Source organism: Bacillus sp. FSL E2-8900, assembly GCF_037966225.1.
Taxonomy (GTDB): domain Bacteria; phylum Bacillota; class Bacilli; order Bacillales; family Bacillaceae_G; genus Bacillus_A; species Bacillus_A cereus.
The window spans coordinates 12501-27500 of sequence record NZ_CP150193.1; the positions used below are offsets into that span (position 1 = coordinate 12501).

Genomic DNA, 15000 nt, shown 5'->3' on the forward strand with positions numbered 1-15000 from the left:
AGGCGAGGAGAGAATCCTAAGGTGTGCGAGAGAACTCTGGTTAAGGAACTCGGCAAAATGACCCCGTAACTTCGGGAGAAGGGGTGCTTTCTTAACGGAAAGCCGCAGTGAATAGGCCCAAGCGACTGTTTAGCAAAAACACAGCTCTCTGCGAAGCCGTAAGGCGAAGTATAGGGGGTGACACCTGCCCGGTGCTGGAAGGTTAAGGAGAGGGGTTAGCGTAAGCGAAGCTCTGAACTGAAGCCCCAGTAAACGGCGGCCGTAACTATAACGGTCCTAAGGTAGCGAAATTCCTTGTCGGGTAAGTTCCGACCCGCACGAAAGGTGTAACGATTTGGGCACTGTCTCAACCAGAGACTCGGTGAAATTATAGTACCTGTGAAGATGCAGGTTACCCGCGACAGGACGGAAAGACCCCGTGGAGCTTTACTGTAGCCTGATATTGAATTTTGGTACAGTTTGTACAGGATAGGCGGGAGCCATTGAAACCGGAGCGCTAGCTTCGGTGGAGGCGCTGGTGGGATACCGCCCTGACTGTATTGAAATTCTAACCTACGGGTCTTATCGACCCGGGAGACAGTGTCAGGTGGGCAGTTTGACTGGGGCGGTCGCCTCCTAAAGTGTAACGGAGGCGCCCAAAGGTTCCCTCAGAATGGTTGGAAATCATTCGTAGAGTGCAAAGGCATAAGGGAGCTTGACTGCGAGACCTACAAGTCGAGCAGGGACGAAAGTCGGGCTTAGTGATCCGGTGGTTCCGCATGGAAGGGCCATCGCTCAACGGATAAAAGCTACCCCGGGGATAACAGGCTTATCTCCCCCAAGAGTCCACATCGACGGGGAGGTTTGGCACCTCGATGTCGGCTCATCGCATCCTGGGGCTGTAGTCGGTCCCAAGGGTTGGGCTGTTCGCCCATTAAAGCGGTACGCGAGCTGGGTTCAGAACGTCGTGAGACAGTTCGGTCCCTATCCGTCGTGGGCGTAGGAAATTTGAGAGGAGCTGTCCTTAGTACGAGAGGACCGGGATGGACGCACCGCTGGTGTACCAGTTGTTCTGCCAAGGGCATAGCTGGGTAGCTATGTGCGGAAGGGATAAGTGCTGAAAGCATCTAAGCATGAAGCCCCCCTCAAGATGAGATTTCCCATAGCGTAAGCTAGTAAGATCCCTGAAAGATGATCAGGTTGATAGGTTCGAGGTGGAAGCATGGTGACATGTGGAGCTGACGAATACTAATAGATCGAGGACTTAACCATATAATATGTAGCAAATGTTATCTAGTTTTGAAGGAATATGCCTTCATAGTTTGGTGATGATGGCAGAGAGGTCACACCCGTTCCCATACCGAACACGGAAGTTAAGCTCTCTAGCGCCGATGGTAGTTGGGACCTTGTCCCTGTGAGAGTAGGACGTCGCCAAGCAACTAAAAACACAAGTCATTTGACTTGTGTTTTTTTATTTCCCATGAAATAGATTTGGTTCCATTAATAAAAAATTTGAAATATAGTAAGGGATTTTTTGAGCAGAAATACTTAGAAATTGATAAATAAATGGATAATCTTCAGAACCATAACTTCCAAGTAAGTCATACCACCAATCTGTTTCATATCTAGAAATCATGCTTAAATTATAGAGCAATAAATAATGAATGAGGAGTTCAGGTAATATTGGCTTAGGATTTCTAGGGTCAGTCGTAAGTGGCAAATAATAAGTATTAGTAAGATGTTCATAGTATAAAGGAGTACTGTACATAGGATTCCATGATTGAATGGGCGCTGTAAAAAGTAAATTCGATTCATTAGTCTTCTCAGGTACGTGTTGTATTGATAAATGCTTACAAGATGTTTCAATGTAACGAGAAAATCTCTCTTTAGTCATATGTAATCGATCTAGTAGGTTGACTGAAAAGGAGAGCTCATTTTTAATTGTTGAATCAATTTTATATAAAGTTGATCCTTTTTGACTATAACGAAATAAATTTTGTAATTCTGGAATATTTCCCATTAGTTCTAACATGTTAAATTTTTCTGCTTCTAAGTGTTTCATGTGAAACAGTTGTTCTGCAACATGAGTAAACAATCCGTTTTTTTGTACCTTCACCTCATCTTCTAAAAATTGATACCCTTGTTTTTTTCGTTTGCGAGTTGTAACACCATGAGCTAAAACAGTAGTGGATTCAGGATAGTTAGGGTCAATAGTTAGTAGGCATGCTTTAAACAGTTGGCTAATTCCATAAAATAACAACATTGGTTGAATGGAAAATGGAGCTGTCTTATATAATTCATAATAATTTTTCCCGTGTTCTAAGTAATAAATAAAGGGATAACAATTTTCAAAACTTTTTTTTTCTGCATCCTGAATAGAGGATTTTTCATAACAACGGGCAAGATAACGTTGTACATTTTGAGATGAAAAAAAGAAACTTAACTGCTGCCAAGTACAAGATGTTTGATGCATATATTACGCTCCTTTTATTGTCTAAAAATTCTAACATATATATACGTCCTTGACAGTATTTTAACCAATTGATAAGCTACTAATAATAATTTCTGGTATCATAGGGGGAACAATTATGTGGGAATCTAAATTTGTTAAAGAAGGTTTGACTTTTGATGATGTATTACTTGTACCAGCTAGGTCAGATATATTACCAAGAGAAGTAAGTGTTAAAACAGTTTTATCTGAAAGCTTACAGCTAAACATCCCGTTAATTAGTGCAGGAATGGATACAGTAACAGAAGCTGACATGGCTATTGCAATGGCTCGCCAAGGTGGTTTAGGAATTATTCATAAGAATATGTCTATTGAGCAACAAGCAGAGCAAGTTGATAAAGTAAAGCGCTCTGAAAGCGGCGTTATTTCAGATCCTTTCTTCTTAACTCCAGAACATCAAGTATATGATGCAGAACATCTTATGGGAAAATATCGTATCTCAGGTGTACCGGTTGTAAATAATTTAGATGAGCGAAAGTTAGTTGGTATTATTACAAACCGTGATATGCGCTTCATCCAAGACTACTCAATCAAAATTTCTGACGTAATGACAAAAGAACAATTAATTACAGCTCCAGTTGGTACTACACTGGAAGAAGCTGAAAAGATCCTACAAAAGTATAAAATTGAAAAACTCCCTCTTGTTGATAATAACGGTGTATTACAAGGGCTTATTACAATAAAAGACATTGAAAAAGTAATTGAATTCCCAAACTCTGCTAAGGATAAGCAAGGACGCTTATTAGTTGGAGCAGCAGTTGGTGTAACAGCGGATGCTATGCTTCGCATTGATGCATTAGTAAAAGCTAGTGTAGATGCAATTGTACTTGATACAGCACATGGGCATTCTAAAGGTGTTATTGATAAGGTAAAAGAAGTTCGTGCTAAATACCCATCACTAAATATTATCGCTGGAAATGTTGCTACTGCTGAAGCAACGAAAGCATTAATTGAAGCTGGTGCAAACGTAGTTAAAGTTGGTATTGGACCAGGTTCTATTTGTACAACACGCGTTGTAGCCGGTGTTGGTGTACCACAATTAACTGCAGTTTATGATTGTGCAACAGAAGCTCGCAAACACGGTATTCCAGTTATTGCTGATGGCGGTATTAAGTACTCTGGTGATATGGTGAAAGCATTAGCGGCAGGAGCACATGTTGTTATGCTAGGTAGCATGTTTGCAGGTGTTGCAGAAAGTCCTGGAGAAACTGAAATTTACCAAGGTCGTCAATTTAAAGTGTATCGTGGTATGGGTTCTGTCGGTGCGATGGAAAAAGGAAGTAAAGATCGTTACTTCCAAGAAGGCAATAAAAAACTTGTCCCAGAAGGTATTGAAGGACGAGTGCCATATAAAGGACCTTTAGCAGATACAGTTCACCAATTAGTTGGTGGCTTACGTGCAGGTATGGGATATTGCGGAGCACAGGATTTAGAATTCTTACGCGAAAATGCACAATTCATTCGTATGTCAGGTGCCGGCTTACGTGAAAGTCATCCTCATCACGTACAAATTACAAAAGAGGCTCCAAACTACTCGTTATAATGTCTTATATACAAATAGACAGAGATTTGATATCTCTGTCTATTTTTTTTTGATTATGTTAGAATAACGGTTATGTGAGTACATAGATATTGGGGGTAGCAAAAGTGAAAGGTATGTTTTGCAAAAGATTCATTGCTTTGGTAACAGTGCTTACACTAGCTTGTAGCATCTTTATGCCATATAGCAATGCATCAGCTGAAACAGGAGCCGCTTTAAACATTGAAGCAGGTGCGGCAATTTTAGTAGAAGCGAATTCTGGGAAAATTTTATATCAAAAGAATGCAGATGAATTATTATCCATTGCTAGTATGACAAAGATGATGAGTGAATATTTAGTTCACGAAGCAGTGGATAAAGGAAAACTTAAGTGGGACCAGAAAATTAAGGTTTCTGAATATGCATATAAGGTTTCACAAGATGCTTCATTATCAAATGTTGCATTAGAAAATGGTGGCTCTTATACAGTAAAAGAGTTATACGAGGCAATGGCAATCTTTTCTGCAAATGGTGCAACAATTGCATTAGCAGAAGCAATTGCAGGTAAAGAAGTAGACTTCGTAAAAATGATGAATGATAAATCGAAAGAACTAGGGTTGAAAAATTATAAATTTGTCAATTCTACAGGTTTAACGAATAAAGATTTAAAGGGAATGCATCCTGAAGGAACAACAGCGGATGAAGAAAATAAAATGTCTGCAAAGGATGTTGCAACTTTAGCACAACATTTAATTAAAGATTATCCAAAAGTGTTAGATACAGCAAAAATCCCTAAAAAAGAATTCCGTCCAGAAAAAGAGAAGTTTGGAATGTCGAACTGGAACTGGATGTTAAAGGGCTTAGTTAAAGAATATGATGGTGTAGATGGCTTAAAAACAGGCTCAACTCCAGAAGCAGGAGATTGCTTCACTGGTACGGTTGAAAGAAACGGAATGCGTTTTATTTCTGTAGTTATTAAAACAAGTTCTCATACAGCACGTTTTGATGAAACAAAGAAGCTATATGATTATGGATTTGCTAACTTTGAAGTGAAACAAATGTATAAAAAAGGTTCTTCAGTAAAAGGACAAGAAACAGTACGAGTAGAAAATGCGAAAGATAAAGATGTAGCAGTTCAAACGAAACAAGCTATTTCACTTCCAGTGCCAAAAGGAAGTAAAGATGTTTATAAAACAGAATTAAAAGAATCAAGTAAGGGACAAGAAGCACCTATTAAAAAGGGAGCTGCGCTTGGTCAAATGGTAATTACACCAAAAGATCCAAACGACCCTGGATTTTTAACTGGTAAGTCACTGCAAGTGGATCTTGTAACGACATCTGAAGTAGAAGAAGCAAACTGGTTTACTCGTGCTATGCGCGGAATTGGTTCATTCTTTAGTGGTATGTGGAATAGTGCTGTTGATACAGTAAAAGGTTGGTTTTAAAAGCTCCTCACGATAGGAGCTTTTTTTTATTCCTATTTTTCATACCGACTTTATGAAAAAGTAGTAGACAAGCATCTGATAGTTAGTGGTAGAATGTAAGAGTATTCTTAATTTTCGCCTTTAACGGGGGAAAGCAATTCACCTAGGGGGGTTTTTGTACATGACAAATGTAACAGGGACAGAACGTGTAAAACGTGGAATGGCAGAAATGCAAAAAGGCGGCGTTATTATGGACGTAGTTAACGCTGAACAAGCAAAAATTGCAGAAGAGGCAGGCGCAGTTGCCGTTATGGCATTAGAGCGTGTACCAGCAGATATTCGTGCAGCAGGTGGCGTTTCTCGTATGGCAGACCCAACAATTGTTGAAGAAGTTATGGGTGCGGTGTCAATTCCGGTTATGGCAAAATGCCGTATCGGTCACCTTGTAGAAGCACGTGTATTAGAATCATTAGGGGTAGACTATATCGATGAGAGTGAAGTATTAACTCCTGCTGATGAAGTATACCATTTAAATAAACGTGATTACACAGTTCCATTTGTATGTGGTTGCCGTGATATCGGAGAAGCTGCACGTCGTATTGCAGAAGGTGCATCTATGCTTCGTACAAAAGGTGAACCAGGAACAGGAAACATTGTAGAGGCAGTGCGTCATATGCGCCAAGTCAATGCAGAAATCCGTCAAGTTGCGAGTCTACGTGAAGATGAGTTAATGACATATGCAAAAAATACTGGCGCTCCTTACGAAGTATTACTTGAAATTAAACGTCTTGGTCGCTTACCAGTTGTAAACTTTGCGGCAGGTGGTGTAGCAACACCAGCAGATGCAGCATTAATGATGCAACTTGGTGCTGATGGAGTATTTGTTGGATCTGGTATCTTCAAATCAGAAAACCCAGAGAAATTTGCACGTGCAATCGTTGAAGCAACGACTCATTATGAAGATTACGAACTAATTGCAAGCCTTTCTAAAGGATTAGGTAATGCAATGAAGGGTGTCGAAATTTCAACGTTATTACCAGAACAACGCATGCAAGAGCGTGGATGGTAATTAAAGGAGAACTTTAAAATGGTGAAAATCGGTGTACTAGGTCTTCAAGGTGCAGTTCGTGAGCATGTAAAATCAGTTGAAGCAAGTGGTGCAGAAGCTGTTGTTGTAAAGCGTATAGAGCAACTTGAAGAGATTGATGGTCTTATTTTACCGGGCGGTGAAAGTACAACAATGCGCCGTCTTATTGATAAGTATGCTTTCATGGAACCACTTCGTACATTTGCAAAGTCTGGTAAACCAATGTTTGGTACATGTGCAGGGATGATTCTTCTTGCGAAAACACTTATTGGCTATGAAGAAGCACATATTGGTGCTATGGATATTACAGTTGAGCGCAATGCGTTCGGACGCCAAAAGGATAGTTTTGAGGCTGCGCTTTCAATTGAAGGCGTGGGTGAAGACTTCGTTGGTGTATTTATCCGTGCGCCGTATGTTGTAGAAGTAGCTGATAATGTTGAAGTGCTTTCTAAGCATGGTGACCGAATGGTAGCGGTAAGACAAGATCAGTTTTTAGCTGCTTCATTCCATCCGGAATTAACAGATGATCATCGTGTGACAGCATACTTTGTTGAAATGGTAAAAGAAGCGAAAATGAAAAAAGTTGTATAAGTAACTTGCAACTTGTATAAGATTATAGTAAATTGATGGTAACAATTTTATAAAATAAGCGTGTTGATAGGAAATAGTAACAAATGTCGTTTCTTATAGAGAGTCGATGGTTGGTGGAAATCGATAGAAACAGTTTGTGAATCCATCCTGGAATGGAATGTGGAATATCTTTTGGATTAGTAAGCATTCCCGGTGAAGAGCCGTTATTTCTACTTGAGAGGAAAGCGGTAATGCTTTCAACTAGGGTGGCAACGCGGGTTAACTCCCGTCCCTTTACATAGGGACGGGAGTTTTTTGTGTTTTATAAAATAAAAGGAGGAGTATATAATGCTTGATATTAAATTTTTACGTACAAACTTTGAAGAAGTAAAAGCGAAATTACAGCATAGAGGCGAAGATTTAACTGATTTCGGACGTTTTGAAGAACTTGATACGAGAAGAAGAGAACTACTTGTTCAGACAGAAGAATTAAAAAGTAAACGTAACGAAGTATCTCAACAAATTTCTGTATTAAAGCGCGAAAAGAAAGATGCAGAAGCTCTAATTTTAGAAATGCGTGAAGTTGGAGAAAAAGTAAAGGATCTTGATAACGAACTTCGTACAGTTGAAGAAGACTTAGAAAGATTAATGTTATCTATTCCAAATATCCCTCATGAATCTGCTCCAGTTGGTGAAACAGAGGATGATAATGTAGTAGCACGTACTTGGGGAGAAGTGAAAGAATTTACTTATGAGCCAAAACCACATTGGGATCTTGCTACTGATTTAGGAATTTTAGATTTTGAACGCGCTGGGAAAGTAACAGGAAGCCGCTTCGTATTTTACAAAGGTGCTGGTGCAAGATTAGAGCGTGCTTTAATTAGCTTTATGCTTGATCTTCATACTGATGAGCATGGATATGAAGAAGTATTACCTCCATATATGGTAAACCGTGCAAGTATGACAGGAACAGGACAACTTCCAAAGTTTGAAGAAGATGCATTCCGTATTGAAAGTGAAGATTACTTCTTAATTCCAACAGCTGAAGTACCTGTAACGAATATGCATCGTGATGAGATTTTAAATAAAGAGCAATTGCCTATAAGATATGCTGCATTTAGCTCTTGCTTCCGTTCTGAAGCAGGTTCAGCTGGGCGTGATACACGTGGTTTAATTCGCCAGCATCAGTTCAATAAAGTAGAGCTTGTGAAGTTCGTAAAACCAGAAGATTCTTATGAAGAGTTAGAAAAGTTAACAAATGATGCAGAACGCGTGTTACAATTATTAGAGTTGCCATATCGCGTTATGAGCATGTGCACAGGCGATTTAGGATTTACAGCAGCGAAGAAATATGATATTGAAGTATGGATTCCAAGCTATGGCACATATCGTGAAATTTCTTCTTGTAGTAATTTTGAAGCTTTCCAAGCGAGACGTGCAAATATCCGTTTCCGCCGTGAACCAAATGGAAAACCAGAACATGTTCATACATTAAATGGATCTGGTCTTGCAATTGGACGTACGGTTGCAGCTATTTTAGAGAATTACCAACAAGAAGATGGTACAATTATAATTCCAGAAGTTCTTCGCCCTTATATGGGAGGAAAAACAGTTATTAAGTAAATTTAAACATTCATCGGTATGAGTGATTGGTAATTATGAGCGTTGTCAGTACTGTAATGTAGGAAGGGGAAAGTAAAATTTTCCTTTCCTCATAATTTATTTTAGTAGGGTTGACTAACTGTTTTTCTTTTGATATTATATTTGATGTCAATATGGAGGTATACCCAAGTCTGGCTGAAGGGATCGGTCTTGAAAACCGACAGGCGGCGAGAGTCGCGCGGGGGTTCGAATCCCTCTACCTCCTCCAGATATAATTGACAACAGCGCATATAAGTGGAGATTGGAGAACTCGTTACCAACACGTAACGAGTTTTTATTTTAAAACCAATCATAAAGTATGGTGTAAGGTAATTTTGTCCTTATTACACACTCATATTCCGATGATTATCTTCATAGATATGAAAGGAGTCAACATGGATCTTATTATACAAACGTTTCCTTTAGATGGAAAAACTTTATATTATGTACAATGTCCTGTCTGTAAGAACAATAGAATTTTAAACAGTGGTGCAAACGTATCACGCATTATTAGTGATGATACATTCCGTAAACTTTGTGGTTGTACTTGTGATGTAAAACCAGCTACGAGTAAAGTAGAGGCGCCAAAACAAGTTAAAAAAGCAGCTGTAAAGAAAGAAGCAGCTCCAAAACGTACAGGTAAAGTATTAACGGCAGTAATTAACGGGAAAGAAATGACTGTTAAAGAGATTGCTGAAGCATACGATATTAGTACAAGTACTGTTCGTCAGCGCATTAACGCAGGAAAACCTGAGAGTGAAATTATTGCTCCAACAAAGAAGAAGTAATTTAATAGGAAAACCCGTGCATATGCACGGGTTTTTTATTTTACAAGTTTACGTGTTTGTTTTAAAAAATGGCCAATTTTTTTTATGATTGGTTCGATTGAATCACCATCTTTTAAAATATCGTACTCATTAATATTTAAGCGTAATACAGGGCATGAATTAAAGTTGTTAATCCAGTTTTCATAACGTCCATGCATTTCTTTCCAGTACTCAATTGGTGTTTGCTGTTCCATTGGGCGCCCGCGTTCTTGAATACGATCGACAATATCATCGAAAGAACCTTCTAAGTAAATTAATAAGTCTGGATGAGGGAAGTAAGGAGTCATGACCATAGCGTCAAATAAACCTTTGTATGTTTCATAATCAGTTTCCGTCATTGTTCCTTTTTCATGATGCATCTTTGCGAAAATTCCAGTGTCTTCGTAAATGGAACGATCTTGAACAAAACCGCCACCATATTCAAAAATTCTTTTTTGTTCCTTAAATCGTTCTGCTAAAAAGTACACTTGTAGGTGGAAGCTCCAGCGAGTGAAGTCCGCATAGAACTTGTCCAAATATGGATTGGAATCTACTTTTTCAAATGATGTGCGATAACCTAAAGCATTAGCTAATGCAGTTGTCATAGTTGATTTACCCACACCTACTGTTCCGGCGATAGTGATTACCGCGTCATTGGGTATATCATATTTTTGCCTTAAATTCATTATTATTTCGACTCCTTTAAGAGAGTATTTTGAAGGGCAGATAGGATAACGTTTAAATCATCAGGATTTTTTACAAAATCCATATCGTCGCCATTAAATTTCAATACTGGTATTTCCGGATGATCTTTTTTAAAAGCATCCATTGCTGTTTCATAATCTTTTGTGAGCTGTAGTAAGTAATTTGGATCCATGTTTTTTTCAAATTCTCTTCCGCGCATGGCGATTCGTTTTTGCAATGTTTCTAGGCTAGCTGTTAAATAAACAATGACATTTGGCACAGGCATATCTTGTGTAAGGATACGATAAATTTGCATGTATTTGTCATATTGAGAGTCTTTTAATGTGCGGGATGCAAAAATTAAATTTTTAAAGATATGGTAATCCGCTACTACTGGTTTCCTTTGATTCAAGTACTTTATGTTAATGTCTTCTAATTGTTTGTATCTATTACAAAGAAAGAACATCTCTGTTTGAAAACTCCATTCGTCAATGTCTTCATAGAACTTTCCTAAAAAGGGATTTTCATCAACAATCTCTTTTAGTAAGTGGAGTTGCATGTGAGTTGAAATTTCCTTCGCAAGTGAAGTTTTTCCAACACCAATTGGTCCTTCAACCGTGATAAATGGTACTCCGGTCACGCTGTTTCCTCCTTTCAATCAGTGATTTACCGTGACTACTAAAAACACAAAACAGAATTATTGTAGCACAAGAGGGAAGCGAGCGGGTTAATTTGATATAAAAAGTTAGAAAATAGATATATGTATTAATTAAATTTTATTTTGGTTGATGATGTTATATTTGCTTTCAATGTAGTTTCCATTATTTTTAAAGCATGTATATTATCTTGGTCGTTGTTAGAGGCGATACAATCCTGTGGTACATACAATTTATAATTTCTCATATGAGCATCATTAGCTGTAAATAGGATACATATATTTCCGGCAACCCCTGTTAATATTAGATTTTCTATTTTTAAATAACCTAGTAATGAATTTAAAGGTGTTTCATAAAAAGCGGAATAATGTGGTTTAATAAAAATGTACTCATCAAAACTTGGAGCAATCTTATGGATTATATTTTCGCTATATTCATTTGTGCAATGAGTAATAAGTTGGTCGATATCAGATCTCCAAAGTTGATAATGGTCATTAACGTAAATTATAGGATAGCCGAAGGATTTCATTTTTTTCTTTAATTGTAAAATAGGGTTTGTTATAGTTTCGCATTTTTTAGCTAGAATGGGTCCGTGGGAAAATTGAAAGTTATTAATCATATCGATAATGAGCAAGGCGGTATTTTTCATATGTAATCCCCTCTCTTTTTTCTTTTAGGGTGGATTGAATTTGTAAAAGTTATCCCCTGTGTAGTAAATGGAAATAAGTGTACTTTATTTGTAATGAAAGGACTATGTTATGGAACAAGATCAAGATATTTATTTTATGCAATTAGCGATAGAAGAAGCTAAAAAGGCAGAGGAAATACAGGAAGTACCAATTGGAGCAGTTATAGTGTTAGATGGTGAGGTAATTAGTGTTGCCCATAATTTAAGGGAAACTGAGCAAAGATCAATAGCTCATGCTGAGTTGCTAGCGATAGATGATGCATGTAAAAAATTAGGGACATGGCGTTTAGAAGATGCAACATTGTATGTAACATTAGAACCTTGTCCAATGTGTGCGGGTGGAATTGTTTTATCACGAGTGAAGCGAGTTGTATATGGTGCAAGTGATCCGAAGGGCGGATGTGCAGGGACATTGATGAATCTTTTAACGGATGAACGCTTCAATCATCAATGTGAAGTAGTATCTGGTGTACTAGAGGAAGAATGCGGTACGTTGTTAACAAACTTTTTTAGAGAGCTTCGTAAAAAAAGAAAAGCAATAAAAAAATTAGAGAAGAATACTGGGAACTAACGTATTTGCATTTTCTAAAGAAACAAGTTATACTGATAATGCCTTTAATGAAGGCAACCGAATATTGGTTTTAACTTTGCCGTGCTAAGCGGGGAGGTAGCGGTGCCCTATACTCGCAATCCGCTCTAGCGAGGCCGAATCCCCTCTCGAGGTTATGTTGCTGTAAGGTCTGCCTTAAGTAAGTGGTGTTGACGTTTGGGTCCTGCGCAACGGGACCCCGTGAACCTTGTCAGGTCCGGAAGGAAGCAGCAATAAGCGGGTCTTCTCGTGTGCCGCAGGAGTGCCTGAACCGAGCTAACTGCTTGAGTAACGCTTATGGTACGTAATCGACGGAGGGTGCACGGCAGTTATATATGTATACAAAACTCACCTTAATACAAAGGTGAGTTTTTTGTATAGAAAATAACTTTTGGAATCTATAAACAGAATGGGTTATAATAAATGAGATAATAACCTTTGAGGGAGGCCGTATTTTCGTGTCATACCAAGCGTTATACCGAACATGGAGACCGCAAAAGTTCGAAGATGTAGTCGGTCAAAAGCACGTGACAAAAACGTTGCAAAATGCCCTTCTTCAAGAGAAAGTTTCACATGCTTATTTATTTTCTGGCCCGAGGGGAACAGGAAAAACGACAATTGCAAAAGTATTTGCAAAAGCAATTAACTGTGAACATGCTCCGGTAGCTGAACCTTGTAATGAATGTCCTTCTTGTTTAGGAATCACACAAGGATCCATTTCAGATGTATTAGAAATTGATGCGGCTTCAAATAACGGTGTAGATGAAATTCGAGATATTAGAGATAAAGTAAAATACGCTCCAAGTGCTGTAGAATATAAAGTATACATTATTGATGAAGTTCACATGCTTTCTATGGGTGCATTCAATGCGCTTTTAAAAACCTTAGAAGAGCCGCCAGGACATGTTATCTTTATTTTGGCGACAACAGAACCTCATAAGATCCCACCTACAATCATTTCACGTTGTCAGCGCTTTGAATTCCGAAAAATATCAGTGAATGATATTGTTGAGAGATTATCAACGGTCGTGACAAATGAAGGTACGCAAGTGGAAGGTGAAGCATTACAAATTGTTGCGCGTGCTGCCGAAGGTGGTATGCGTGACGCGCTTAGTCTTATTGATCAGGCTATATCTTATAGTGATGAGATTGTTACGACAGAAGATGTATTGGCCGTAACAGGATCTGTTTCTCAGCAATACTTAGGCAATTTAGTAGAGTGCATACGTGAAAATGATGTATCAAGAGCATTGCAAATCATAGATGAAATGATGAGTAAAGGGAAGGATCCAGTTCGTTTTATGGAGGATTTCATTTACTATTATCGTGATATGCTTTTATATCAAACTTCACCACAACTAGAGCATATGTTGGAACGAGTAATTGTAGATGATCAATTCCGTAAGTTGAGTGAAGAAATGCAACCGGAAGTGATCTACGAGATTATTCATACCCTTAGTAAGGGACAACAGGAAATGAAGTGGACAAATCATCCGCGTATTTTCTTAGAAGTTGTTATGGTGCAATTGTGTCAACAGTTTATGATGCAAGCAAATGGTACAGATCGTTTGCAAGCAATTATGAACAGGATGCAGCAACTGGAGAAAGAGTTAGAGCAAGTCAAAAAGAACGGTGTGCCAGCTGGTGTACAACAGGAAGTAAGAGAGACACGTGCAACACCAAAACCGGTACGAACAGGAAGTATGAAAATTCCTGTCGGACGTGTAAATGAAGTATTAAAACAAGCGAAGCGTCAAGATTTAGAACAATTAAAAGCTGTATGGGGTGAGTTGTTAGGAAGACTCAAATCATATAACAAAGTAGCGTTTGCCGTTTTACTTGAAAATAGTGAACCAGTGGCAGCTTCAGATGACACTTACGTTTTAGCATTTCAATATGAGATTCACTGTAAGATGGCGAGCGAAAATCGAGAAGCTATGGATACAGTAGAACAAGCTTTATTTGAATTGCTAAGTAAAAGGTTAAATATGATTGCCATTCCAAAAAGTGAATGGGGTAAAATCCGTGAAGACTTTTTACAACGTGAAGGTGGAGAGTCTGAAGAAAGCCCGGAGAAAAAGGAAGACCCTCTTATAGAAGAGGCAGTGAAGTTAGTAGGGCAAGAACTCATTGAAATAAAAGAGTAATAATAATTAGGAGGAATTAATTATGATGCGTGGCGGAATGGGAAATATGAATAACATGATGAAACAAATGCAAAAGATGCAAAAGGACATGGCGAAAGCACAAGAAGAGCTTGGTGAAAAAACAGTTGAAGGTACAGCTGGCGGCGGAATGATTACAGTTATTGCAAATGGTCACAAGCAAATTCTTGAAGTGAAGATTAAAGAGGAAGTTGTAGATCCAGAAGATATCGAAATGTTACAAGACTTAGTATTAGCTGCAACAAATGATGCACTTAAAAAGGCTGATGAGCTTTCAAACTCTACAATGGGTAAATTTACAAAAGGCTTAAACTTACCAGGTGGAATGTTCTAGGAGGATATTGATACATGCATTATCCAGAACCAATATCAAAACTAATCGATAGTTTTATGAAGTTGCCAGGTATCGGACCGAAAACAGCGGTTCGATTGGCATTTTTCGTATTAGATATGAAAGAAGATGATGTGTTAGGTTTCGCGAAAGCACTTGTAAATGCGAAGCGAGATTTAGCGTACTGTTCTGTATGCGGACATATTACTGATCGTGATCCTTGTTATATTTGTAATGATTCACATCGAGATCAATCAGTTGTTTGTGTCGTGCAAGAACCGAAAGATGTAATCGCGATGGAAAAAATGAAAGAGTATCAAGGTGTATATCATGTGTTACGTGGTGCGATTTC

The 15000-nt window shown here is 38.4% G+C and carries 14 protein-coding genes, 1 tRNA gene, 2 rRNA genes, 1 other RNA gene and 1 other annotated feature (2 of these 19 running past the window's edge); of the genes, 14 read left to right on the forward strand and 4 right to left on the reverse strand.

Annotated features, from left to right (window positions below):
* Together NST90_RS00050 and rrf are read left to right on the forward strand one after the other, a co-directional pair.
* A 23S ribosomal RNA gene (locus NST90_RS00050) occupies positions 1–1251 on the forward strand; it begins 1671 nt to the left of the window's first position.
* A 49-nt stretch (positions 1252–1300) separates the two neighbouring features.
* Positions 1301–1416, forward strand: a 5S ribosomal RNA gene (gene rrf / locus NST90_RS00055).
* 34 nt (positions 1417–1450) lie between these two features.
* On the opposite strand, the gene NST90_RS00060 is transcribed toward rrf, so the two are convergent.
* Positions 1451–2452 (reverse strand): YaaC family protein, encoded by a 1002-nt coding sequence (locus NST90_RS00060; RefSeq protein WP_000554287.1) that lies wholly within the window; start codon positions 2450–2452, stop codon positions 1451–1453.
* A gap of 115 nt (positions 2453–2567) precedes the next feature.
* Here NST90_RS00060 and guaB point away from each other — a divergent pair, with 115 nt between their 5' ends.
* The 7 genes from guaB to NST90_RS00095 all read left to right on the forward strand — a co-directional run bounded on the left by guaB (position 2568) and on the right by NST90_RS00095 (position 9517).
* Positions 2568–4031 carry an IMP dehydrogenase gene (guaB, locus tag NST90_RS00065; protein WP_000264088.1) on the forward strand — a complete coding sequence of 488 codons (1464 nt, stop codon included), beginning with the start codon at positions 2568–2570 and terminating at the stop codon, positions 4029–4031.
* 113 nt (positions 4032–4144) lie between these two features.
* A complete protein-coding gene (gene dacA / locus NST90_RS00070) occupies positions 4145–5452 on the forward strand; it encodes a D-alanyl-D-alanine carboxypeptidase DacA (RefSeq protein ID WP_130813769.1) in 1308 nt (435 codons plus the stop codon).
* A 160-nt stretch (positions 5453–5612) separates the two neighbouring features.
* On the forward strand, positions 5613–6500 hold the full coding sequence (gene pdxS, locus NST90_RS00075) for a pyridoxal 5'-phosphate synthase lyase subunit PdxS (protein ID WP_000186165.1): 888 nt from the start codon (positions 5613–5615) through the stop codon (positions 6498–6500).
* Positions 6501–6518: 18 nt separating this feature from the next.
* Complete coding sequence (gene pdxT, locus NST90_RS00080; RefSeq protein ID WP_000238785.1) at positions 6519–7109, forward strand: pyridoxal 5'-phosphate synthase glutaminase subunit PdxT; 591 nt, start codon at positions 6519–6521, stop codon at positions 7107–7109.
* A gap of 54 nt (positions 7110–7163) precedes the next feature.
* Positions 7164–7385: a binding site (T-box leader), on the forward strand.
* A 51-nt stretch (positions 7386–7436) separates the two neighbouring features.
* Positions 7437–8711, forward strand: coding sequence for a serine--tRNA ligase (serS, locus tag NST90_RS00085; RefSeq protein ID WP_000884187.1), 1275 nt, complete (start codon positions 7437–7439; stop codon positions 8709–8711).
* Between the two features lie 154 nt (positions 8712–8865).
* Positions 8866–8958: transfer RNA gene (locus NST90_RS00090), tRNA-Ser, on the forward strand.
* Positions 8959–9124: 166 nt separating this feature from the next.
* Entirely contained in the window at positions 9125–9517 is a 393-nt protein-coding gene (locus NST90_RS00095) for a DUF3797 domain-containing protein (RefSeq protein WP_000364193.1), read from the forward strand.
* Between the two features lie 35 nt (positions 9518–9552).
* Here the strand turns inward: NST90_RS00095 and NST90_RS00100 are convergent, their stop codons facing one another.
* The 3 genes from NST90_RS00100 to NST90_RS00110 form a co-directional block, all read right to left on the reverse strand.
* Entirely contained in the window at positions 9553–10221 is a 669-nt protein-coding gene (locus tag NST90_RS00100; protein WP_001053585.1) for a deoxynucleoside kinase, read from the reverse strand.
* 2 nt (positions 10222–10223) lie between these two features.
* Positions 10224–10859: a deoxynucleoside kinase gene (locus NST90_RS00105; protein ID WP_000148218.1), complete on the reverse strand. Its 636-nt coding sequence runs from the start codon at positions 10857–10859 to the stop codon at positions 10224–10226.
* Positions 10860–10984: 125 nt separating this feature from the next.
* Positions 10985–11524, reverse strand: coding sequence for an isochorismatase family cysteine hydrolase (locus NST90_RS00110; protein ID WP_283748303.1), 540 nt, complete (start codon positions 11522–11524; stop codon positions 10985–10987).
* A 109-nt stretch (positions 11525–11633) separates the two neighbouring features.
* Here NST90_RS00110 and tadA point away from each other — a divergent pair, with 109 nt between their 5' ends.
* From tadA to recR, 5 genes are all read left to right on the forward strand, one after another.
* On the forward strand, positions 11634–12134 hold the full coding sequence (tadA, locus tag NST90_RS00115) for a tRNA adenosine(34) deaminase TadA (RefSeq protein ID WP_000434329.1): 501 nt from the start codon (positions 11634–11636) through the stop codon (positions 12132–12134).
* Between the two features lie 79 nt (positions 12135–12213).
* Positions 12214–12478, forward strand: an RNA gene (gene ffs, locus NST90_RS00120) — signal recognition particle sRNA large type.
* Positions 12479–12610: 132 nt separating this feature from the next.
* Positions 12611–14299 carry a DNA polymerase III subunit gamma/tau gene (gene dnaX / locus NST90_RS00125; RefSeq protein WP_000121587.1) on the forward strand — a complete coding sequence of 563 codons (1689 nt, stop codon included), beginning with the start codon at positions 12611–12613 and terminating at the stop codon, positions 14297–14299.
* A gap of 25 nt (positions 14300–14324) precedes the next feature.
* Positions 14325–14651 (forward strand): YbaB/EbfC family nucleoid-associated protein, encoded by a 327-nt coding sequence (locus tag NST90_RS00130; protein WP_014894853.1) that lies wholly within the window; start codon positions 14325–14327, stop codon positions 14649–14651.
* A 14-nt stretch (positions 14652–14665) separates the two neighbouring features.
* Positions 14666–15000 carry the 5' portion of a recombination protein RecR gene (recR, locus tag NST90_RS00135; protein ID WP_000559169.1) on the forward strand. It continues 262 nt past the right edge of the window, so the window shows 335 of its 597 coding nt (coding positions 1–335); its start codon is at positions 14666–14668; its stop codon lies beyond the right edge, outside the window.

Excerpts from the sequence above, each read along its gene's own strand:
- NST90_RS00095 (WP_000364193.1), top strand. The coding sequence starts at position 9,125 with ATGGATCTTATTATACAAACGTTTCCTTTAGATGGAAAAACTTTATAT.
- NST90_RS00100 (WP_001053585.1), bottom strand. The coding sequence starts at position 10,221 with ATGAATTTAAGGCAAAAATATGATATACCCAATGACGCGGTAATCACT.
- tadA (WP_000434329.1), top strand. The coding sequence starts at position 11,634 with ATGGAACAAGATCAAGATATTTATTTTATGCAATTAGCGATAGAAGAA.
- NST90_RS00060 (WP_000554287.1), bottom strand. The coding sequence starts at position 2,452 with ATGCATCAAACATCTTGTACTTGGCAGCAGTTAAGTTTCTTTTTTTCA.
- NST90_RS00110 (WP_283748303.1), bottom strand. The coding sequence starts at position 11,524 with ATGAAAAATACCGCCTTGCTCATTATCGATATGATTAATAACTTTCAA.
- pdxS (WP_000186165.1), top strand. The coding sequence starts at position 5,613 with ATGACAAATGTAACAGGGACAGAACGTGTAAAACGTGGAATGGCAGAA.
- serS (WP_000884187.1), top strand. The coding sequence starts at position 7,437 with ATGCTTGATATTAAATTTTTACGTACAAACTTTGAAGAAGTAAAAGCG.
- pdxT (WP_000238785.1), top strand. The coding sequence starts at position 6,519 with ATGGTGAAAATCGGTGTACTAGGTCTTCAAGGTGCAGTTCGTGAGCAT.
- NST90_RS00130 (WP_014894853.1), top strand. The coding sequence starts at position 14,325 with ATGCGTGGCGGAATGGGAAATATGAATAACATGATGAAACAAATGCAA.
- dacA (WP_130813769.1), top strand. The coding sequence starts at position 4,145 with ATGTTTTGCAAAAGATTCATTGCTTTGGTAACAGTGCTTACACTAGCT.
- guaB (WP_000264088.1), top strand. The coding sequence starts at position 2,568 with ATGTGGGAATCTAAATTTGTTAAAGAAGGTTTGACTTTTGATGATGTA.